This is a genomic window from Streptomyces viridosporus, assembly GCF_002078235.1.
GTDB classification, from domain to species: Bacteria; Actinomycetota; Actinomycetes; order Streptomycetales; family Streptomycetaceae; genus Streptomyces; species Streptomyces viridosporus.
This window is the reverse complement of record NZ_MSGP01000120.1, coordinates 1-20,808: the sequence shown is the minus strand read 5'-3', so window position 1 is coordinate 20,808 and position 20,808 is coordinate 1. Positions and strand designations below refer to the sequence as shown.

The window sequence follows — 20,808 nt, the reverse complement described above, 5'->3', positions numbered from 1 at the left end:
GACAGCGTGGTCACGGCCCGCGCGCCGCAAGCCGCGGTGGGCCGTGCGGGCCGTGACCACGCTGTCGGTCGTGGTGCTCGCCTCCGCCGGGATCGGGCACGCGGTGCTCAGCGGCCTCGACGCCGACATCGACCGGGTCGACCCGTTCCGCGACATGAAGAACCGCCCGGAAGCCGGTCACGGCATGAACATCCTGCTCGTCGGCACCGACGGCCGCGACGGGATCGGCAAGGAGGAGCGGAAGAAGTACCGGCTCGGCGGGGCGCCCTGCAACTGCACCGACACGCTCATGATCGTGCACATCTCGGAGGACCGGGAGCGGGCCAGCGTGGTCAGCCTGCCCCGCGACTCGTACGCCGAGACGCCCCCGCACCGCGACCGCGTGAGCGGCGAGGAGCACGAAGGGCACCCCGTCAAGCTCAACGCGGCCTACGCGGAGGGCGGACCGCAGCTCACCGTGCGGACGGTGGAGAAAATGACCCGGGTGAAGATCGACCACTACCTGGAGGTCGACTTCACCAGTTTCATGAAGACCGTGGACGTGGTCGGCGGCGTCGAGATCTGCACCGACGAACCGCTGAAGGACCGTCACACCGGCCTCGACCTGCCGGCCGGCCGGCACACCCTGGAGGGCGGACAGGCCCTGCAGTACGTCCGGGCCCGGCACGTCGACGGCGCCGCCGACCTCGGCCGGATGAAGCGCCAGCAGCACTTCATGGCCGCGCTGGTGGACCGGGCCACCTCCTCCGGGATCCTGCTGAACCCGATGAAGTTCCGGGACGTGACGCGGGCGGTGCTCGGCTCGGTCCGCGCGGACAAGGGCTTCGGCACCGGCGAACTGCTGGACCTCGGGCGGGCGATGCGCGACTTCTCGCCCTCCTCCTCCGAGTTCACCACGGTGCCGGTCGAGAGGAGGGGGTACGCCGTGAAGGGCGTCGGCTCCACGCTGAAGTGGGACGCCGAGAAGGCCGAGCTCATCTTCGAGGCGCTCCGCCGGGACCGGCCGCTCTCCGCGCACCGCTCGCGCGACGAGGCTCTCCTGGTGCCGGTGGACCCCCGGCAGATCCGCGTCCAGGTCGAGAACGGCACCCGGACCACGGGCCTGGGCCGGCGGGTGGACGCGGCCCTGGCCTCGACCGGTTTCGCCACCACCCGCGCCCCGGTCAACGCGGCGGAGCAGGACGTGCGGCGGACGGTCGTCGCCTACGACCCCCGCTGGGACCGTTCCGCGAAGTCCCTGGCGGCGGCCCTGCCGGGCAGCGAGCTGCGGGCGGTGAAGGGGCAGGGCGCCACGCTGAAGGTGATCGCGGGGGCCGACTTCGAGAAGGTCCGCAAGGTCCGGGCGGAGGACCCGGGCCGGGGCGAGTTCGGGGTGGTGCGGGGCGACGAGGTGCGCTGCTCCTGACGCCACCGCCCCGCGCCCTCACGTCCTGCGGGGCCCCGGGGGCCGCTCAGTCCTCGTACCCCTCGGCCGCCCGCTTCTCCCGCAGTTCCATGATCGCCCGGCGTCGGGCCAGGCGGTGGGTGCGGCGGATCTGGGCCTCCTGGTAGCGGCGCCGGTCCTGCTCGGTCTCCGCCACCACCGGCGGCACCCGGCGCGGCCTGCCGTCCGCGTCGACGGCCGTGAAGACGAGGTACGCCGAGCCGACGTGGGTGGGCGGGGTGGACTCGTTCCAGCGCTCGGCCAGCACCCGCACGCCCACCTCCATGGAGGTCCGGCCGGTCCAGTTGACCTGGGCCTTCACATGGACCAGATCACCGACGCGGACCGGCTCGAAGAAGGCCATCTCGTCCATGGACGCGGTGACGGCGGGTCCTCCGGAGTGCCGTCCGGCGACGGCGCCCGCCGCGTCGTCGACGAGCTTCATGATCACCCCGCCGTGCACCGTGCCCAGGAGGTTGGTGTCGTTGTGGGTCATGATGTGGCTGAGGGTCGTACGGGAGGCCACGATGGACTTGCCCGGGATGTCCGGACCGTCCTTCTGTGCGGCCGGGGCCTGATCTGTCATGACCTCTACCCTATGCCGAGCCGGCGACCGGTAATTTTGTGTCAGCTTCGCAACAGCGGCGCCCCTATTTCCGACGACCCATATCTGGCGCGGGGCCCGGACCTGCACACTGTTGCCCATGAGCGATTGGCCCCAGGCACGGCCCGACGACGACCGCGGCAACCGCTACGGACGCGGAAGCGCGAGCGCACAGCCCGAGAGCGCCCGCGTCATGCGGCAGGTCCGCCGCGGTCCGGCGGCCCCGGCCGGGCAGGGCGCGTACGGCGGGGTCCCGCACCAGCCGTCGTACGTGGACGGCCGCGGCCACGGCGGCCCCGAGGGCTACGACAGCGGGTACAACACCGGCCAGGTCTACGGCGCCCCCGGCGGCGGGGGCGGCCGGCCGGGCGGGGGCGCCGGTCACCCCCCGCGCCCCGCGCCGGACTGGCGCCGCCGCATCAAGGTGACGGCGATCACCACGGCGACGGTGCTGGTCGTGACCACCGTCGGCACCTACTTCTGGGCCGACTCCAAGCTCAACCGCGACGTCGACCTCTCGACGGTCATCGACCGGCCGGAGAAGGGCGAGGGCACCAACTACCTCATCGTCGGCTCCGACAGCCGGGCCGGGATGTCGGACGAGGACAAGAAGCGGCTGCGCACCGGGTCCGCCGAGGGCAAGCGCACGGACTCGATGATGATCCTGCACACCGGCGACAACGGCCCGACGCTGATATCCCTCCCCCGTGACTCCAACGTCACGATCCCGGAGTTCAAGGGCTCCGAGTCCGGCAAGACCCTGCCCGCCATGGGCGCCAACAAGCTGAACGCCGCGTACTCCGTCGACGGCCCGACGCTGCTGGTGCGCACGGTGGAGTTCAACACCGGTCTGCACATCGACCACTACGTCGAGATCGGCTTCGCCGGCTTCGCGAGCATCGTGGACGCGGTCGGCGGCGTGGAGATGGACATCCCGCAGGACATCAAGGACACCAAGTCCGGCGCCGACCTCAAGAAGGGCCGGCAGACGCTGAACGGCGAGGAGGCCCTCGCCTTCGTCCGCACCCGGTACGCGCTGGCCGGCTCCGACCTGGACCGCACGAAGAACCAGCAGAAGTTCCTCTCCGCCCTCGCCAACCAGGTGGCCACCCCGAGCACGGTCCTGAACCCCTTCAAGCTCTACCCCACCCTGGGCGCGGGCCTGGACGCCCTGGTCGTCGACGAGGACATGGGGCTGTTCGACCTGGCCGGGATGTTCTGGGCGATGAAGGGCGTCAGCGGCGGCGAGGGCACGTCGATGAACATGCCGATCTCGGGCAGCACCGGCAACGGCAATCTGCAGTGGGACATGCCGAAGGTGAAGAAGCTGGTCGACCAGTTGAAGAACGACGAGAAGGTCACCGTCTCCGGCAACTGACCCGCACACGGCCGGGGACGCCCCGCGGGGTGCCCCCGGCCGTGTGCGGCGTTCGTCGCCTCCGTCACATCGTGGCGCCCGCCATGGCACGGCAGGACTCGGCGCAACGGCGACAGGACTCGGCGCAGCGCATCATCTGGTCGTCGTCCGGCATGGACATGCACGCCTCGGCGCACAGGTCGCAGGCCCGCGCGCACATCGCGCACATCTCGCCCGCCAGCGGCGAACGGCGCATCATCATGTCGGCGCACATGCGGGTCATCTCCGAGCAGTCCATGAGCGCCCGCATGATCTGCATCTGGGCCTGGCCGCCCCTCTGCAGACACGAGCTCATGGTCTCCTCGCACACACCGTGGCAGGACATGCAGGCCTGGATGCAGTCCTGCATCTCCTTGCTCATCGGAGTCGCGGCGGCAGACTGCTGGGTCATGGTTCCTCCCGGGGGCCGCGAGGGCCGCGGGTTCGACCCCCGCTCCTCCGTCCTACGCCTGTCCCTCCATGACCACCACAGGAGGCCCCGCCCCCACTCGTCCGGTGTGGGACACGACGCATCCGGCGCCTGCTTGAAAGCACCGACGGCGGCAAAAAGGTGTGCGGGCGCCCGAGGCGCCCGGTGCCGCGCGGGCGGGAGCCGCGCGAGCACCGCACGGCAGCCTGGGAGGGGACGCAGATGGCACCGCAGACGGAGGACGCACGACGGACACCGCGGCCGAACGGGCCGGAGACGGAGAAACAGCGGCTGCGCAGACGGCTGGAGCGGCTGCTCGGCATCGCCGCGACCGAGGGCAACGAGCTCCTGCCGCTGCGCAACGGCGACGAGATCTTCCCCGCCATGCTGGCGGCCGTCCGGGCCGCGCGGCACACCGTCGACATGATGACGTTCGTGTACTGGCGGGGCGACATCGCGCGGGAGTTCGCCGACGCCCTGGCCGACCGGGCCCGCGCGGGAGTGCGGGTACGCCTGCTGCTGGACGGCTTCGGGGCCAAGGAGATCGAGCCGGACCTGCTGGACGCCATGGACGAGGCCGGCGTCCAGGTGGCCTGGTTCCGCAAGCCCGCGCACCTGTCGCCGATGCGGCAGAACCACCGCTGCCACCGCAAGGTCCTGGTCACCGACGAGCACACCGCCTTCACCGGAGGCGTCGGCATCGCCCAGGAATGGTGCGGCGACGCCCGCAACCCGGACGAGTGGCGGGACACCCACGTACGGGTCCGCGGACCCGCCGTGGACGGCATCGCCGCGGCCTTCGCCCAGAACTGGGCCGAGTGCCACGACGACCTGTACGACGAGCACGACCGCTTCACCGCGCAGGAGCAGCCGGGGCGGGCCACGGTCCAGGTCGTGCGGGGCTCGGCGAGCTTCGGCTGGCAGGACATGCAGACCCTGCTGCGCGTCGTGATCACCTCGGCGCGGGAGCGCTTCCGGCTGTCCACGGCCTACTTCGCCCCCGACCCCTACTTCGTCGGTCTGCTGGCCGCCGCCGCCCGCCGCGGGGTCCGCGTCGAGATCCTGCTGCCCGGACCGCACACGGACCAGCGGGCCTGCCTGCTGGCCGGGCGGCAGCACTACCAGACCCTCGTCGACGCGGGCGTGGACGTGCGGGAGTACCAGCCGACCATGCTCCACACGAAGATCATCACCGTGGACGGGGTCTGCTCCCTCATCGGCTCCACCAACTTCAACCGCCGCTCCATGGAGCACGACGAGGAGGTCATGCTGGCCGTCCTCGACGAGGACTTCACCGCCGCGCTCGACACCGACTTCGACGCCGACCGGAAGCTGAGCGAGCCCGTCGACCCCGCCCGCTGGAAGCGGCGCCCCCTGCCCCAGCGCCTCGTCGAGGCCGCGGTCACCCCGATCCGCCGCTTCCTGTGAGGAAAGGGTGCCCGGCGGCCGGGCACCCCTCGGTCGTCGGTCCGCCGCCCGTTACGGCAGGTTGCGGGCCATGACGATGCGCTGCACCTGGTTCGTGCCCTCGTAGATCTGCGTGATCTTCGCGTCCCGCATCATCCGCTCGACCGGGTAGTCGCGGGTGTAGCCGTAGCCGCCGAGGAGCTGGACGGCGTCCGTGGTGACCTCCATGGCGACGTCGGAGGCGAAGCACTTGGCGGCGGCGCCCTGGAAGGTGAGGTCGCCCTCTCCACCTCCGGCGGCGACGCGCTCGGACTTGGCGGCGGCCGCGTAGGTGAGCTGGCGGGCGGCCTCGATCTTCATGGCCATGTCGGCGAGCATGAACTGGACGCCCTGGAAGTCGGCGATCGGCTTGCCGAACTGCTTGCGCTCCCGGACGTAGCCCTTGGCGTAGTCGAGGGCGCCCTGGGCGATGCCGAGGGCCTGGGCGGCGATGGTGATGCGGGTGTGGTCCAGGGTCTTCATCGCCGTGGCGAAGCCGGTGCCCTCCTCGCCGATCATGCGGTCGGCGGGGATGCGGACGTTGTCCAGGTACACCTCGCGCGTGGGCGAGCCCTTGATGCCGAGCTTCTTCTCCGGGGCGCCGAAGGAGACGCCCTCGTCGGACTTCTCGACGACGAAGGCGGAGATGCCCTTGGAGCGCTTGGTGGGGTCGGTGACCGCCATGACCGTGTAGTACTCGCTGACGCCGGCGTTGGTGATCCAGCGCTTCACGCCGTTGAGGACGTAGGCGTCGCCGTCGCGGACCGCCTTGGTCTTCATGCCGGCCGCGTCGGAGCCGGCGTCCGGCTCGGAGAGGCAGTACGAGAACATCGCGTCGCCCTTGGCGAGCGGGGCCATGTACTTCTTCTTCAGCTCCTCGGAGCCGGAGAGGAGGACCGGCAGCGAGCCGAGCTTGTTCACGGCGGGGATGAGGGAGGAGGACGCGCAGGCGCGGGCCACCTCCTCGATGACGATGACCGTCGCGAGGGCGTCGGCGCCGGCGCCGCCGTACTCCTCGGGGACGTGGACGGCGTGCAGGTCGTTCGCGACGAGCGCGTCGAGCGCCTCCTGCGGGAAGCGGGCCTCTTCGTCCACCGCGGCGGCGTACGGCGCGATCTTCGCCTCCGCCAGCGAGCGGACGGCGTCGCGGAGCATGTCGTGCTCCTCGGACGGGCGGTACAGGTCGAAGTCAGCCGATCCGGCCAAGGTCTCTCACTCCAAAGACGAACGGGGGCGAACGAAGGGAACGGTCACGACGCTCGGACTGATGCTAATTACCGTTAAGTAACTCGAATTTTAGGGGGCTCACGGGTGCGGGTGTACGTGAGTTTGGTGACAACGGCCCGGATCGCCCCGTGCGGAGCGCTCCGGGCCCCCGGTTATGCTCGGGCCCGCACTACCTGCCGTATACCCCTGGAGCACCCATGGCCCTCAAGATCACCGTGATCGGCACCGGTTATCTCGGCGCGACGCACGCCGCGGCCATGGCCGAGCTCGGATTCGAGGTGCTGGGGCTCGACGTCGTGCCGGAGAAGATCGACACGCTCCGGCGCGGCGAGGTCCCGATGTACGAGCCGGGCCTCGACGAGCTGCTGCGCCGGCACGTCGCCGGGATCGAGGGGTCCAGCGGGCGGCTGCGGTTCACGATGGACTGGGCGGAGGCCGGGGAGTTCGGCGACGTGCACTTCGTGTGCGTGAACACCCCGCAGCGGCACGGCGAGTACGCCTGCGACATGTCGTACGTCGACGCCGCGTTCGCCTCGCTCGCGCCGCACCTGAAGGGCCCGGCGCTGGTCGTCGGCAAGTCGACGGTGCCCGTCGGCTCGGCCGACCGGCTGGCCGCCTACCTGGCCGAGCACGCGCCGGCCGGCGAGGACGCGGAGCTGGCCTGGAACCCGGAGTTCCTGCGCGAGGGCTTCGCCGTGCAGGACACGCTGCACCCGGACCGGATCGTGGTGGGGGTCCGCAGCGAGCGGGCGGAGAAGCTGCTGCGGGAGGTGTACGCCACGCCGATCGCGGAGGGCTCCCCGTTCGTGGTGACCGACTTCCCGACCGCGGAGCTGGTGAAGACCTCCGCGAACTCCTTCCTGGCCACCAAGATCTCGTTCATCAACGCGATGGCCGAGGTGTGCGAGGCCGCGGGCGGTGACGTCGCCAAGCTGGCGGAGGCCATCGGGTACGACGACCGGATCGGCCGGAAGTTCCTGCGGGCCGGGATCGGCTTCGGCGGCGGGTGCCTGCCGAAGGACATCCGGGCGTTCATGGCGCGCGCGGGCGAGCTGGGCGCGGACCAGGCGCTGACGTTCCTGCGGGAGATCGACTCGATCAACATGCGCCAGCGCGGCCGCCTGGTGGAGCTGGCCCGGCAGGAGCTGGGCGGCGGGCCGTTCCTGGGCCGGCGGGTGGCGGTGCTCGGCGCGACCTTCAAGCCGGACTCGGACGACGTGCGGGACTCGCCGGCGCTGAACGTGGCCGGGCAGATACACCTCCAGGGCGGCCAGGTCACGGTGTACGACCCGAAGGGCATGGACAACGCCCGCCGGGTCTTCCCGACGCTGGGGTACGCCGGATCGGCGCTCGAGGCGGTGCGGGGCGCGGACCTCGTGCTGCACCTGACGGAGTGGCAGGAGTTCCGCGAGCTGGACCCGGAGGCACTGGGCGAGGCGGCGGCGCAGCGGCTGATCCTCGACGGGCGCAACGCGCTCGACCCGGAGGCGTGGCGGCGGGCCGGGTGGCGCTACCGCGCGATGGGGCGCCCCACCGCCTGAGACGGCGGAGGACGCCGGTTCGGCCGAGGCTCAGTCGGCCGAACCGGCGTCCGTTGCATTCTGCCCCACCGGGCGTGCCGTTGGCCGGTGAAACCGGTGTGCGGTACGCCTCGTCACGCCCCCTTGGCCCGGTACCGGCGCATCTTCGCCCGTGCCCCGCACACCTGCATCGAGCACCAGCGGCCGCGCCCGGCGGGGCTGCGGTCGTAGTACGCCCAGTGGCAGTCGGCGGCCTCGCAGGCCTTCAGCCGGGCCCAGGTGCCCGCGGTGACCGCTTCCGCCACGGCCGCGGCGATCCGGGAGAGCAGGGGCCCGTCGTCGACGGGCGCGAGGGCGGCGGAGCCGTCCGCCGGGTCGACGGTGACCACCAGCGGGGCCCGCGCGAGCAGTTCGCCGAGCGGGGTGACCGCGCGGTGCGGGGGGTGGCCGGCGTGGGCGAGCAGGGTCGCGCGCAGTGACTCGCGCAGTGCGCGGGCGGGCTCGGCGCCGTCCTCGGTGAGCCCGAAGGGGGCGCGGCCCTCCGGCGTGTCCAGCGCGTCGCGGCCCGTCTCGATGTCCAGCGTGTTGACCAGGGCCTGGACCAGGGCCAGCCCTCCGGGCGGGGACGCTCTCTCGCTCATGTCCGGACCGTACCTCTCGCCATCCCCTCGTCCCCTTGTCCCTTTATCCCTTTGCCCCCTTGCGACGTTACCCCCTATGCGGCAGCATGCAGTAACCGTTACCTATTACTCGCCTCCACAGGTAACAAGGAGGGGGCGACGACAACGAGGAGGAAGCCATGTCCCTCGCCAAGGTGGGCGCGGTCGTCCTGGACTGTCCCGATCCGCACGCGCTGGCCGGCTTCTACGCCGGGCTGGTGGGCGGCACGGTGGAGGTGGAGGAGGACTGGCTGGAGCTGAAGGTGCCCGGCGGTCCGGTGCTGGCCTTCCAGGCGGCCCCGGGGTACGTACCGCCGCGGTGGCCGTCGCCCGACCACTCGCAGCAGTTCCACCTGGACCTGACCGTCGAGGACCTGGACGCCGCGGAGAAGGAGGTGCTGGCGCTCGGCGCGAAGCCGCTGGACGCCGAGGACCGCTCGCGGACCTTCCGGGTTTACGCGGACCCGGCCGGGCACCCGTTCTGCCTGTGCGCCTGCTGACACCCGAGCGCACCGGACACCCCCGGCCCACCGAAGACGCCCAGCACACCCAGCACACCCGGCTTGTCCGGCACACCGACACCAGGAGGACCCATGGCCGCCGTGGCACGTCTGCGTTCCGTCGTCGTCGACTGCCCCGAGCCACGTGAACTGGCCCGTTTCTACGCGGCCGTCGGGGGCGGCGTCCCCCGGGAGGAGGACGCGGACTGGGTGGTGCTCGAGATCCCCGCGGGACCGCGGCTGGCCTTCCAGCGGGCCGAGGGGCACACCCCGCCGGACTGGCCGCGGGCCGACCACGGCTCCCAGCAGTTCCACCTCGACTTCGACGCCGGGGGCACCTGGGAGGAGGTCGACGAGGCCGAGCAGAAGGTGCTGGCGCTGGGCGCGCGGGTGCTGGACCGGGAGGACTACGAGACGAAGGACTTCCGGGTGTACGCCGACCCGGCGGGGCATCCGTTCTGCCTGTGCCGGATCGAGCAGCCCTGATCGTCCTCCCCCGGCCTCGGCCGTCCGGGTCCGCGCGCGTGGCCGTCCGGGGGTACGGCGCCGTCGAGCGATTCGATCGTGGCGTGGGAGGGGGCCCGGGTGGCCCGCAGGTCGCGGGCCACGTCCTCGGCGGCGCCCAGGACCCGTACCGCGTTCTGCCAGGTCAGCTTGGCCAGGTCGGACCTCGACCAGCCGCGGTCCAGCAGCTCCGCGATCAGGTTCGGGTAGCCGGAGACGTCGTCGAGGCCGTCCGGGGTGAAGGCCGTGCCGTCGTAGTCGCCGCCGATGCCGAGGTGGTCGACGCCCGCGACCTCGCGCATGTGGTCCAGGTGGTCCGCCACCGTGGCCACGGTCGCGACCGGGCGCGGGTGGGCCTCCTCGAAGGCGCGGTGCACCTTCATCGCCTCGGCGGTGGTGTCGAGGTGGTGGAAGCCGTGGGCGCGCAGGTTCTCGTCGGCCGCGGCCGTCCAGTCGACCGCCGCCTGGAGCACGAACTTCGGCACGAACGTCACCATCGCGATGCCGCCGTTGGCGGGCAGCCGCTCCAGCACGTCGTCCGGGATGTTGCGGGGGTGGTCGCAGACCGCGCGGGCGGAGGAGTGGGAGAAGACCACCGGCGCGGAGCTGGTGTCCAGCGCGTCCCGCATGGTCGTGGCGGCGACGTGGGAGAGGTCGACCAGCATGCCGAGCCGGTTCATCTCCCGCACCACCTCGCGGCCGAAGGCCGACAGGCCGCCCACGCCGGGCTCGTCGGTCGCCGAGTCCGCCCACGCCACGTTGAAGTTGTGGGTGAGGGTCAGGTAGCGGACCCCGAGGGCGTACAGCCCGCGCAGGGTGCCGAGGGAGTTCGCGATGGAGTGGCCGCCCTCCGCGCCCATGAGGGAGGCGATCCGGCCCCGTCCGCGCGCGGCCTCCATGTCCGCGGCGGTCAGCGCGAGCGCGAGGTCCCCGGGGTGACGGTCCACCAGCTGCCGCACGCAGTCGATCTGCTCCAGCGTGGCGGGCACCGGGTCGGGCAGGTCCGCGCGGACGTACACCGACCAGAACTGCGCGCCGACGCCGCCCGCGCGCAGCCGGGGGAGGTCGGTGTGCAGGTGGGCGGACTGGTCGCCGGCGATGTCGCGGGCGTCGAGGTCGTAGCGGACCTGTTCGCGCAGCGCCCAGGGCAGGTCGTTGTGGCCGTCGACCACGGGGAACTCGGCCAGCAGCGCGCGGGCGTCGTCGAGGGACGTCATGGGGCTCACTTCCCGAAGCCGAAGCCGTTCGCGGCCCCCTCGGCCTTGGCGCGCAGCCGCTTGCCCTTCTCGGTGGCCCGGTCGTTCAGGTCCTGCTGGAACTCCCGCATCCGGCCGAGGAGTTCCTCGTCGTGGGCGGCGAGCATGCGGACCGCGAGCAGGCCCGCGTTGCGCGCGCCGGCCACGGAGACGGTGGCGACCGGGACACCGGCCGGCATCTGCACGATGGACAGCAGGCTGTCCATGCCGTCGAGGTGCTTCAGCGGCACGGGCACGCCGATGACCGGCAGCGGGGTGACCGAGGCCAGCATGCCGGGCAGGTGGGCGGCACCGCCCGCGCCCGCGATGATCACCTTGAGTCCCCGGTCGGCGGCCTGCTCGCCGTACGCGATCATCTCGCGGGGCATGCGGTGCGCGGAGACGACGTCGACCTCGTGGCCGATCTCGAACTCGTCGAGGGCCTTGGCGGCAGCCTCCATGACCGGCCAGTCGGAGTCCGATCCCATGACGATGCCGACCGATGGGACGGGGCGCGCGTCAGCGCTCGTTGAGGGGTGGTGGCCGGGCGACGGGTGGGCGCTCATTCGGTGATCGTGCCTCTCAGGTAGCCGGCTGCGTGACGGGCGCGCTCCAGCACGTCGTCCAGGTCGTCGCCGTAGGTGTTGACGTGGCCGACCTTGCGGCCGGGCTTCACGTCCTTGCCGTACATGTGGATCTTTAGCTGGGGGTCGCGGGCCATGCAGTGCAGGTACGCCGAGTACATGTCCGGGTAGTCGCCGCCGAGGACGTTGACCATGACCGTCCAGGGCGCGCGCGGGCGCGGGTCGCCGAGCGGGAGGTCGAGGACGGCGCGGACGTGGTTGGCGAACTGCGAGGTGATCGCGCCGTCCATGGACCAGTGGCCGGAGTTGTGCGGGCGCATCGCGAGTTCGTTGACGAGGATGCGGCCGTCGCGGGTCTGGAACAGCTCCACGGCGAGGTGGCCGACGACGCCGAGCTCCTTGGCGATGTTCAGCGCCATCTCCTCGGCCCGCAGGGCGAGGTCCTCCTCGAGGCCGGGAGCGGGGGCGATCACCGTGTCGCAGACGCCGTTCACCTGCCGGGACTCCACGACCGGGTAGGCGACGGCCTGGCCGTGCGGGGAGCGGACCACGTTGGCGGCCAGCTCGCGCACGAAGTCGACCTTCTCCTCGGCGAGCACCGGCACCCCGGCCTTGAAGGGCTCGGCGGCCTCCTCGACGGAGTCGACGACCCACACGCCCTTGCCGTCGTAGCCGCCGCGGACGGTCTTGAGGACCACCGGGAAGCCGCCCGCCCGTCGCCCACCGCCGCCCTTGCCGGAGGGCACTTCGTGCCCGCCCCTTTCGAGTTCGGCGGCGAACGCGGCCACGTCCGCGGGGTCGGCGACGATGCGGTGCCGCGGGCAGGGCACGCCGATCGCGTCGAGTCTCGCGCGCATCACGCCCTTGTCCTGGGCGTGCACCAGCGCGTCGGGGCCGGGCCGGACGGGGATGCCGTCGGCCTCCAGGGCCCTGAGGTGCTCGGTGGGCACGTGCTCGTGGTCGAAGGTGATCACGTCGCAGCCGCGCGCGAACGCGCGCAGCGTGTCCAGGTCGCGGTAGTCGCCGACGACGACGTCGCCGACGACCTGCGCCGCGGAATCCTGCGGAGTGTCACTGAGGAGCTTGAACCTGATGCCGAGCGGGATGCCCGCCTCGTGTGTCATACGAGCGAGCTGACCCCCGCCGACCATGCCGACTACCGGGAACGTCACGCCCCCAGGGTATCGGCCTCGCCACGGTGGCCGGTTTCCCCTCCGTCGCGCGGAACACCCCACGGTCCCCTGCTGCGTCCGCAGGAAGATCGCGCGGAAGGGTGGTTAGCATGGCTGGGTTGACGCAACCGACGGACGGGAGCCTTCAGGCGATGGAACGCGGTTCCTCGGGGCTCCGGCGGCTCTGCCGGGAAGTGGCCAAGTTCGGCGCGGTGGGCGGGGCCGGGGTACTGGTCAACCTGGGCGTGTTCAACCTGGTCCGGCACGTCACCGACCTCCAGGTGGTGCGGGCGAGCGTCATCGCGACGGTCGTCGCCATCGTCTTCAACTACATCGGCTTCCGCTACTTCGCCTACCGCGACCGCGACAAGACCCGGCGGACCCGGGAGATGTCCCTGTTCCTGCTGTTCAGCGCGGTCGGCCTGGTGATCGAGAACGGTGTGCTGTACACGGCGACGTACGGCTTCGGCTGGGACAGCCCGCTGCAGAGCAACGTCTTCAAGTTCCTCGGCATCGGCATCGCCACCCTGTTCCGCTTCTGGTCCTACCGCAGCTGGGTGTTCCGCGCGCTGCCGGTCCGGGAGCCGGCCGAGGAGACGGTCGCGCGGGGCGGCCGGCCCGAGCCCCGCCCCAGGCAACAGGTGCCGTAGCCGTCCCGGTCCGGGCGTGCCGCCGCGGCCGCCCGTCGCCGGCGGTCCCCGCCCCGCCCCGGCACGCACCGGTGTCGCCTCCCCGGGACACGCCGATCCTGCCCGCCCCCCCGGGACACACCGGTCCCATGACCGCGGGCCCGCCGGGCGGACCGGCTAGCGGATCGTCTGCCGGCCCCCGTCGTCCCGGGACTTCTCCGGGGGCGTGCGGGAGAGGAACAGGCCGAAGACCGCCGGCTTCGCCTGCAGCATCTCCAGGCGGCCGCCGTCCGCTTCCGCCAGGTCCCGGGCGACCGCGAGACCGATGCCGGTGGAGTTGTGGCCGCTGATCGCCCGTTCGAAGATCCGCGAGCCCAGCTCGGCGGGGACACCGGGGCCCTCGTCGGTGACCTCGACGACGACCTGGTTGCCGGTGACCCTGGTGCGCAGGGCGACCGTGCCGCCCCCGTGCATGAGGGAGTTCTCGATCAGCGCCGCCAGCACCTGGGCGACGGCGCCCGGCGTCCCCACCGCCTGCAGGTTCCGCTTGCCCGAGCTGACGATCGCGCGGCCCGCGCTGCGGTAGGCGGGGCGCCACTCGGCGAGCTGCTGCTGGATGACGTCGTCGAGGTCGAAGGTGACCGCGGAGCCGGTGCGCGGGTCGCGGGCGTTCGTCAGCAGCCGCTCCACCACGTCCGTCAGCCGCTCCACCTGCGTCAGCGCGATGGTCGCCTCCTCCTTCACCGTGTCCGGGTCGTCGGTGAGGGTGATCTCCTCGAGGCGCATGGACAGGGCGGTGAGGGGGGTGCGCAGCTGGTGGGAGGCGTCGGCGGCCAGGCGCCGTTCGGCGGTCAGCATGCGGGCGATGCGCTCGGCGGAGGCGTCCAGCACGTCCGCGACCCGGTCCAGCTCGGGGACGCCGTAGCGCCGGCGCCGGGGGCGCGGATCGCCGGAGCCGAGGCGTTCGGCGGTCTCCGCGAGGTCGGTCAGCGGGGAGGCGAGCCGGTTGGCCTGGCGGATCGCCAGCAGCACCGCCGCGATCACCGCCAGCAACGCCACCAGCCCGATGATCAGCAGCGTGCGGCCGACCTCCCGGGTCACCGAGGAGCGCGGCTCCTGGACGACGACCGTCTCGCCCTCCTTGCCCGGCGCCGTGGCGCTGATGACGTCGCCCTCCGGCTTGCTGCCGACCTCTATCGGCGGCTCGCCGGGGATGCGGATGACGGCGTACCGGTCCCCCTCGACCTGGTCGCTCAGGACCTCGGCGCTGACCTGTTCCTCGACGACCAACCGGCTGTCGACGATGCTGGCCAGCCGCACGGCCTCGGACTCCACCCGCTCCCGGGCGCTGTCACTGATCGTGCGGGTCTCGACGATCACCAGGGACACGCCGAAGACGGCGATCACGACGAGCACCACGGCGAGCGTGGACTGGATCAGGCGGCGGCGCATGTCCTCTTACCCACTGGCGAGCCCCGGGCAGGGCTCAGCTCTTCTCGAAGCGGAAGCCCACGCCCCGCACGGTCGCGATGTAACGGGGATTGGCGGCGTCGTCGCCGAGCTTCTTGCGCAGCCAGGAGATGTGCATGTCGAGGGTCTTGGTGGACGACCACCAGGTGGTGTCCCAGACCTCGCGCATCAGCTGGTCACGGGTGACGACCCGGCCCGCGTCCCGGACCAGGACCCGCAGCAGGTCGAACTCCTTGGCGGTGAGCTGGAGCTCCTCGTCGCCCATCCACGCCCGGTGCGACTCGACGTCGATGCGCACCCCGTGGGTGGCCGGCGCCTGCTGCGGCTCGACGGCGCCGCGCCGCAGCAGGGCCCGCACCCGGGCGAGCAGCTCGGCGAGGCGGAACGGCTTGGTGACGTAGTCGTCGGCGCCCGCGTCGAGGCCGACGACCGTGTCCACCTCGTCGGCGCGGGCGGTCAGGATCAGCAGGGGAACCGTGTGACCCTCGGCACGGAGCCGTCGGGCGACCTCCAGGCCGTCCATGCCGGGCAGCCCGAGGTCCAGCACCACCAGGTCGACGCCGCCCTGCATGCCGGCCTCGAGCGCACCGGGGCCGTCCTCACGCACCTCGACTTCGTAGCCCTCCCGACGCAGGGCGCGGGCCAGCGGCTCCGAGATGGACGCGTCGTCCTCGGCGAGCAGTACACGGGTCATGCCAGTGATGGTAGTCCCGCCGCGCGGTGCGCCGGGGTGTGATCGCGCGCCTCGATTCTTACCTCCGGCACACCCGGCCCTCACCTTCGAGGCCCTGGTACGGACCTGCTTCTCTGAGGCGCGACCCGGGAAAGTACCTTCGAATGGGTGATTGCGGTTCCTTTGAAACCTGTGATCCTCGTCTCAAGCCCTTCCATATCCGACAGTGTCCTGCCGTATGGTGAATCAACGCCTGTTGCACCGTGCGGACCTTCGGCGGCAGTTGACGCTGAAGGTCTTTTTGCGTGTGCGGGACCGGTTTCGGCCGGCCCCTGAAGGAATGACCTGTGGCCGGGTCTCCCCGCGCACCGACGCGCCGGGAGGCGTGGATCCCGGTGGTCACCGTCCATCGCTCCGTGATCCGGGGCGGCATCCCTCGGGCGTGGGGCGGACGGCACGGCCCGCCGGTGCCGGCTGCCCCCCACCGGGCGCGTACACGCTCGCGCGACGCGTCCCGACCAGCAAGGAACGACCATGGCGTCCAGCCTGACGAAGGACTCGGTCTCTCCGGGCACCCCCGGTTCCGAGAAGACCTTCTTCGGCCACCCCCGCGGACTGGCCACTCTCTTCATGACCGAGATGTGGGAGCGTTTCTCCTACTACGGCATGAGGGCTCTGCTCCCGCTGTACCTCGTCGCGCCGGGCGGCCTGGCCCTGAGCGCGGGCACCGCGACCGCGATCTACTCGGTGTACCTGTCGCTGGTGTACCTGCTCACGATGCCGGGCGGCTGGTTCGGCGACCGGGTCTGGGGACCGCGCAAAACCGTCGCCGTCGCCGGTGCGGTCATCATGCTCGGCCACCTGACGCTGGCCCTGCCGTCCTCCGGCACCTTCTACGCGGGTCTCGGTCTGGTCGCCATCGGCTCCGGTCTGCTGAAGGCCAACATCTCCACGATGGTCGGCCAGCTCTACAAGGGCCCGGACGACCCGCGCCGCGACGGTGGCTTCACCATTTTCTACATGGGCATCAACCTCGGTGCCTTCTTCGCGCCGCTGATCATCGGCACCATCGGTGAGAGCGTCAACTGGCACCTGGGCTTCGCGCTCGCCGCGGTGGGGATGGGGCTGGGCGTGATCCAGTTCCTGCTGGGCAGCCGGCACCTGGCCGCCCACTCCAGCGTGGTGCCCAAGCCGCTGTCGGCCGAGGAGAAGTCCTCCACCCTGCGCAAGGCCGCGCTGTGGGCGGGCATCGCCGTCGTCGCCTACGCCGTCGTCGGCTTCTCCGGCAACTACACGCTGAACTGGGTCCTGGTCCCGCTGACCCTGCTCGGCGTGATCATTCCGGTGCTGGTGCTGGTCCGGATCAAGCGCGACCGGGACCTCGACCAGGCCGAGCAGTCGAAGATGTCCGCCTACATCTGGTTCTTCGTCGCCGCGGCCGTCTTCTGGATGATCTACGACCAGGGCGGCTCGACCCTGTCGATCTTCGCCAACTCGTCGGCCGACAACAGCGTCTTCGGCTGGGACTTCCCGGTCTCCTGGTACCAGTCGGTCAACCCGGTCCTGATCATGGCGCTGGCCCCGGTCTTCGCCTGGTTCTGGCTGGCGCTGAACCGGCGCGGCAAGGAGCCGAGCACCATCGTGAAGTTCGGCTCCGGTCTGGTGCTGGTCGGCGCGTCCTTCTTCCTCTTCCTGGCCCCGCTGTCCATCGCCGAGGGCGGTCACAAGGCGGCGGCGATGTGGCTGGTGGCGATCTACTTCACCCAGACCGTCGGTGAGCTGCTGCTCTCCCCGGTCGGCCTGTCGGTCACCACGAAGATGGCGCCCGCGAAGTACGCCTCGCAGATGATGGGCGTCTGGTTCCTGGCCGTCACCGCCGGTGACGCCACGACCGGTCTGCTCTCCATCGCCGGCGTCGACCTGAACAAGACGGGCATCGTCGCGCTGGAGGCCTCCCTCGCCGTGATCGCCGGTATCGCGGTGTGGATGTACCGCAACAAGGTCAAGAGCCTCATGGGCGACGTCCGCTGAGTCCTGCCGGTGCGGCGGTGCCGCATCGTCGCCGAAGGGCCCGCGTCCGGCCGGACGCGGGCCCTTCGGGCGTTCCCGGACACGGGCGCCCGCGGAAGGGCCGTCGGCCGCCTCCGCAGGCCGCCCCGGGCCGTCGTCCGGCACGCGCCGCCGAGGACCGGCCGGGCCGCTCCCGGCGCGCTTCCCCGCGGGGCGCCGGACGGAGCGCCGTACGGGGCGTCAGGACGCGCCCGGAGGCGGGTGGAGGGCCCGGAGGCGGGCGGAGGCGCCCGGAGGCGGGAGGAAAGCACGACGCGCCGGACCCGGAGGATCCGGCGCGTAGAGGCCCACGAGGAGCCCGCGAGGCCGTGAGGGAGCGCGCGGGGCTAGGCGGGGGCCCCGAGGTCCGCCCAGACCGTCTTGCCCGCGACGCCCGGGTCCCGTACGACCCCCCAGTCGAGGCAGAGCCGCTGCACGATGAACATGCCGTGACCGCCGGGCCGGCCCGCCCGGTGCGGGGTGCGCGGAGCGGGCTGGCCCGCGCCCCGGTCGGTGACCTCTATCCGGATCACCTTGTTGTTGCGGGTGATGGCCAGTTGGTCCGGCCCCTCGGCGTGCAGGCAGGCGTTGGTGACCAGCTCGGAGACGACGAGCAGGACGTCCTCCGCGGCGGCCCGCTGGTCGGCGGTGGCCGCGGGCAGCCAGCCCCACGCGTACAGCGCCTGGCGGGTGAAGTCGCGGGCGAGCGGGACGACGCCGCTCTGGTCGTCGAAGCTCAGTCGGCGGACCCGATCGCCTCCCGTCGGCGCCGGTGGTCCGGACGGCGCGGTCACGCCCTCGTCGGGCGCGCTCGCCGTCGGCGCGCCGCCCCCGGACACCCCGGAAGCGCCGCTGGGCTCCGGACCACGGTCGCCCGGCGGGTAGGGCCGGGTGGTGCTCATCAGCGCTTCACCTCACCGATTCACCAGTTCACCATTCAAAAAATTCGGTACTCAGTCAGTCACGCGTGCGCAACGCGTTCGGTTCTCGACGTCCTGGCGACCACCTCGACCGGCGCGCTCAGGATGTCTCCTGCCCGAGCGGACCGGCGAGACACCCCCGTGTTCGAACGAAAAGGCCCGAGGGGAGGGGACCGGCCGTCCACGGGCCGACCGGGAGGCCCCGTCGGCCCGTCGGCGCGGGTCACCCGGAATCGTCGGCCAGGGCCTCCGCGAGCGTGTCGTGGACGGTGAACACCGCGTCCGCCCCCGTGATCTCGAACACGCGCGCGACCACGGGCTGCATTCCCACGAGGTGCACCCCACCACCGGCGGCCTCGGCCTTCAGCCGGGCGCCGAGCAGCACGTTCAGCCCCGTGGAGTCACAGAACTCCAACCGGGAGCAGTCGATGACGAGCCGCTTGAATCCCTTGGTGAGGCATTCCTCCAGTGGCTCACGCAACAGGTCGGCGGTGTGGTGGTCCAACTCACCCGCCGGGGTCACGACGGCGCTGGGGCCCTCTTCTCGCACCTCGACCAGAAGCCGGCCCGACTGTGCGCTGCCGACCGTCCCGCGGTCCATGCCGTCTCTCTCTCCCGACGTCGTGACTGCTTGCTGACGCCCTCGAACATTACGCCCTCCCGCCGCGCTCCGACACCCGAACAATCGCGCGCAAACGGACATATGTGAACAGAACGCACTTGCGGTGGGCTTGGGGAAGCGGGTAGGCCTAGTAAGAACACGTACCCGACACGGCCGGCTTTGGAGGCGCCGCACACCGCAGTGCACGTATCGGCTTCGGCAGCCATATGCCGAGAACGATGGAGGACATCATGTCACCCCGGCTCGACGCCTCGCCTACCCCGAAAGCGACGTCGACACTCCCTCCGGAACATCTGGATCCCATCGAGCAGGACGACATGACCGTCGTCCCGGACGACCTACTCGCCGGACTTCCGGACATCCCCCCGTACGACGAGGTGGGCCCGGTCGACGCACGGGCCCTGTCCAAGACCCTCTTCGAGCGCCTGGAAGCGCTGGAGGAAGGCACCCTCGAGTACTCGTACGTACGCAATACGCTCGTCGAACTCAACCTCGCCCTGGTCAAGTTCGCCGCCTCCCGTTTCCGCTCGCGCAGCGAGCCGATGGAGGACATCATCCAGGTCGGCACCATCGGCCTGATCAAGGCGATCGACCGCTTCGAGATGTCGCGCGGTGTGGAGTTCCCCACATTCGCGATGCCGACCATCATCGGCGAGATCAAGCGCTTCTTCCGCGACACCTCCTGGTCCGTGCGCGTTCCGCGCCGGCTGCAGGAGCTCCGGCTCGACCTGGCCAAGGCCGGTGACGAGCTGGCCCAGCAACTCGACCGCGCGCCGACGGTGGCCGAACTGGCCGAGCGCCTGGGCATCACCAACGACGAGGTCGTCGAGGGCATGGCCGCGTCGAACGCCTACACCGCCTCCTCGCTGGACGCCCAGCCGGAGGAGGACGACGCCGAGGGCGCGCTGGCCGACCGGATCGGGTACGAGGACCACGGGCTCGAAGGCATCGAGTACATCGAGTCGTTGAAGCCGCTGATCGCCGAACTGCCGCCGCGGGACAGGAAGATCCTCTCCCTGCGTTTCGTCGCGGGCATGACGCAGTCGGAGATCGGCGAGGAACTCGGCATCTCCCAGATGCACGTCTCGCGCCTGCTGTCGCGGACGCTGGTGAAACTGCGCCGGGGGCTGACCGTCGAGGAGTGACGGGACCGCGTCCCGTGTCCGGCCGGCTCCGGACGTCCTTGCGGACACCGGGCTCCGGCCGGGCACGGGACGCGTCGCGTTACCCGCGGTCACCCCCTTTTCCCCGGCACCTTCTTCCTCCACTATGAGCACGCCGAACTGGCTGGTAGGTCAGGAAGCCGGACCGGGCGCCGTGCGACGGCCCGGGTGCTAGGAGGCGGTGGATGGCTCGGGACGACGGAATCGTCGACGGTGAAGCGGTCGGTGACGGGTCCTCGGACGCGCACGCCGGCATGTCCGACCTCCGGCTGACGGAGAGGCTGCGCGCCGACACCCCGGCCGCGTACGCGGCGCTCCGGGAACTCCGCGCCCGGCACGGCCCCTCGGTGCTCGCCTACGCCCGCAGGTGCGCCACGAGCGAGTCCGCGGCGCGCCAACTCGCCGCGCAGGCCCTCACGCTCGCCGCCCGCCAGACCGCACGCGGCACCGACCCCGGCGGCCCCCTGCGCCACCACCTGCTGACGCTGACCGTCCGGGTGGCCGCGTCCTGGGTCGCGGACGGACGGGCCGGCGGGCTCGACCCCGCACTGCACCTCGTCCTCAGCTCCGCCGGCCCCGGCG

General features: G+C 71.7%; 20 protein-coding genes and 1 pseudogene. 10 read left to right on the top strand and 11 right to left on the bottom strand.

Translation table 11 applies throughout. The features are described from left to right. Positions 1 to 1,405: LCP family protein (locus B7L92_RS09180; protein WP_438363979.1), on the top strand; the 1,405-nt coding region annotated here is incomplete at its 5' end. Between the two features lie 46 nt (positions 1,406 to 1,451). On the opposite strand, the gene B7L92_RS09175 is transcribed toward B7L92_RS09180, so the two are convergent. Then, positions 1,452 to 2,009 (bottom strand): acyl-CoA thioesterase, encoded by a 558-nt coding sequence (locus B7L92_RS09175; protein ID WP_081236942.1) that lies wholly within the window; start codon positions 2,007 to 2,009, stop codon positions 1,452 to 1,454. A 211-nt stretch (positions 2,010 to 2,220) separates the two neighbouring features. Here B7L92_RS09175 and B7L92_RS09170 point away from each other — a divergent pair, with 211 nt between their 5' ends. Next, positions 2,221 to 3,405, top strand: a complete 1,185-nt coding sequence (locus B7L92_RS09170; protein ID WP_081236944.1) for an LCP family protein — start codon at positions 2,221 to 2,223, stop codon at positions 3,403 to 3,405. A gap of 64 nt (positions 3,406 to 3,469) precedes the next feature. Here the strand turns inward: B7L92_RS09170 and B7L92_RS09165 are convergent, their stop codons facing one another. Further along, complete coding sequence (locus tag B7L92_RS09165) at positions 3,470 to 3,835, bottom strand: four-helix bundle copper-binding protein (protein ID WP_081236941.1); 366 nt, start codon at positions 3,833 to 3,835, stop codon at positions 3,470 to 3,472. Positions 3,836 to 4,075: 240 nt separating this feature from the next. On the opposite strand from B7L92_RS09165, the gene B7L92_RS09160 reads away from it, so the two are divergent. Beyond that, positions 4,076 to 5,281, top strand: a complete 1,206-nt coding sequence (locus B7L92_RS09160) for a phospholipase D-like domain-containing protein (RefSeq protein ID WP_081236940.1) — start codon at positions 4,076 to 4,078, stop codon at positions 5,279 to 5,281. A gap of 51 nt (positions 5,282 to 5,332) precedes the next feature. Here the strand turns inward: B7L92_RS09160 and B7L92_RS09155 are convergent, their stop codons facing one another. Further along, the gene (locus B7L92_RS09155; RefSeq protein ID WP_081236939.1) at positions 5,333 to 6,505 is read right to left on the bottom strand and encodes an acyl-CoA dehydrogenase family protein; all 1,173 of its coding nucleotides are present in this window, start codon (positions 6,503 to 6,505) and stop codon (positions 5,333 to 5,335) included. A gap of 218 nt (positions 6,506 to 6,723) precedes the next feature. Here B7L92_RS09155 and B7L92_RS09150 point away from each other — a divergent pair, with 218 nt between their 5' ends. Continuing rightward, the gene (locus tag B7L92_RS09150; protein WP_081236938.1) at positions 6,724 to 8,067 is read left to right on the top strand and encodes a UDP-glucose dehydrogenase family protein; all 1,344 of its coding nucleotides are present in this window, start codon (positions 6,724 to 6,726) and stop codon (positions 8,065 to 8,067) included. 113 nt (positions 8,068 to 8,180) lie between these two features. On the opposite strand, the gene B7L92_RS09145 is transcribed toward B7L92_RS09150, so the two are convergent. Further along, positions 8,181 to 8,687: a CGNR zinc finger domain-containing protein gene (locus B7L92_RS09145; RefSeq protein WP_081236937.1), complete on the bottom strand. Its 507-nt coding sequence runs from the start codon at positions 8,685 to 8,687 to the stop codon at positions 8,181 to 8,183. A 158-nt stretch (positions 8,688 to 8,845) separates the two neighbouring features. Between B7L92_RS09145 and B7L92_RS09140 the strand changes: the two genes are divergently transcribed. Both B7L92_RS09140 and B7L92_RS09135 read left to right on the top strand, forming a co-directional pair. After that, on the top strand, positions 8,846 to 9,205 hold the full coding sequence (locus B7L92_RS09140; protein WP_081236936.1) for a VOC family protein: 360 nt from the start codon (positions 8,846 to 8,848) through the stop codon (positions 9,203 to 9,205). A 93-nt stretch (positions 9,206 to 9,298) separates the two neighbouring features. After that, a complete protein-coding gene (locus B7L92_RS09135) occupies positions 9,299 to 9,691 on the top strand; it encodes a VOC family protein (protein WP_081236935.1) in 393 nt (130 codons plus the stop codon). On the opposite strand, the gene B7L92_RS09130 is transcribed toward B7L92_RS09135, so the two are convergent. The 3 genes from B7L92_RS09130 to B7L92_RS09120 form a co-directional block, all read right to left on the bottom strand. Continuing rightward, entirely contained in the window at positions 9,613 to 10,926 is a 1,314-nt protein-coding gene (locus tag B7L92_RS09130; RefSeq protein WP_255310833.1) for a dipeptidase, read from the bottom strand. The two genes, B7L92_RS09135 and B7L92_RS09130, sit on opposite strands and share 79 nt — an antisense overlap. 5 nt (positions 10,927 to 10,931) lie before the next feature. Beyond that, positions 10,932 to 11,432 (bottom strand): 5-(carboxyamino)imidazole ribonucleotide mutase, encoded by a 501-nt coding sequence (purE, locus tag B7L92_RS09125; protein ID WP_081236934.1) that lies wholly within the window; start codon positions 11,430 to 11,432, stop codon positions 10,932 to 10,934. 74 nt (positions 11,433 to 11,506) lie between these two features. Then, positions 11,507 to 12,700 (bottom strand): 5-(carboxyamino)imidazole ribonucleotide synthase, encoded by a 1,194-nt coding sequence (locus tag B7L92_RS09120; RefSeq protein WP_081236933.1) that lies wholly within the window; start codon positions 12,698 to 12,700, stop codon positions 11,507 to 11,509. Between the two features lie 152 nt (positions 12,701 to 12,852). Between B7L92_RS09120 and B7L92_RS09115 the strand changes: the two genes are divergently transcribed. After that, positions 12,853 to 13,350 (top strand): GtrA family protein, encoded by a 498-nt coding sequence (locus B7L92_RS09115; protein ID WP_081236932.1) that lies wholly within the window; start codon positions 12,853 to 12,855, stop codon positions 13,348 to 13,350. A 156-nt stretch (positions 13,351 to 13,506) separates the two neighbouring features. On the opposite strand, the gene B7L92_RS09110 is transcribed toward B7L92_RS09115, so the two are convergent. Continuing rightward, positions 13,507 to 14,781 carry a sensor histidine kinase gene (locus B7L92_RS09110; protein ID WP_004987177.1) on the bottom strand — a complete coding sequence of 425 codons (1,275 nt, stop codon included), beginning with the start codon at positions 14,779 to 14,781 and terminating at the stop codon, positions 13,507 to 13,509. Between the two features lie 34 nt (positions 14,782 to 14,815). Then, on the bottom strand, positions 14,816 to 15,493 hold the full coding sequence (locus tag B7L92_RS09105) for a response regulator transcription factor (RefSeq protein WP_004987175.1): 678 nt from the start codon (positions 15,491 to 15,493) through the stop codon (positions 14,816 to 14,818). Positions 15,494 to 16,006: 513 nt separating this feature from the next. Between B7L92_RS09105 and B7L92_RS09100 the strand changes: the two genes are divergently transcribed. Next, on the top strand, positions 16,007 to 17,503 hold the full coding sequence (locus tag B7L92_RS09100) for an oligopeptide:H+ symporter (RefSeq protein WP_081236931.1): 1,497 nt from the start codon (positions 16,007 to 16,009) through the stop codon (positions 17,501 to 17,503). 365 nt (positions 17,504 to 17,868) lie between these two features. Here B7L92_RS09100 and B7L92_RS09095 read toward each other — a convergent pair whose 3' ends face one another. Next, complete coding sequence (locus B7L92_RS09095; protein ID WP_081236930.1) at positions 17,869 to 18,423, bottom strand: ATP-binding protein; 555 nt, start codon at positions 18,421 to 18,423, stop codon at positions 17,869 to 17,871. Positions 18,424 to 18,664: 241 nt separating this feature from the next. Further along, positions 18,665 to 19,042 (bottom strand): STAS domain-containing protein, encoded by a 378-nt coding sequence (locus tag B7L92_RS09090; protein ID WP_081236929.1) that lies wholly within the window; start codon positions 19,040 to 19,042, stop codon positions 18,665 to 18,667. A gap of 239 nt (positions 19,043 to 19,281) precedes the next feature. On the opposite strand from B7L92_RS09090, the gene B7L92_RS09085 reads away from it, so the two are divergent. Together B7L92_RS09085 and B7L92_RS09080 are read left to right on the top strand one after the other, a co-directional pair. Continuing rightward, positions 19,282 to 20,208, top strand: coding sequence for an RNA polymerase sigma factor SigF (locus B7L92_RS09085; RefSeq protein WP_078495402.1), 927 nt, complete (start codon positions 19,282 to 19,284; stop codon positions 20,206 to 20,208). Positions 20,209 to 20,411: 203 nt separating this feature from the next. Next, a pseudogene (locus B7L92_RS09080) lies at positions 20,412 to 20,808 on the top strand (ricin-type beta-trefoil lectin domain protein); the annotation flags it as partial.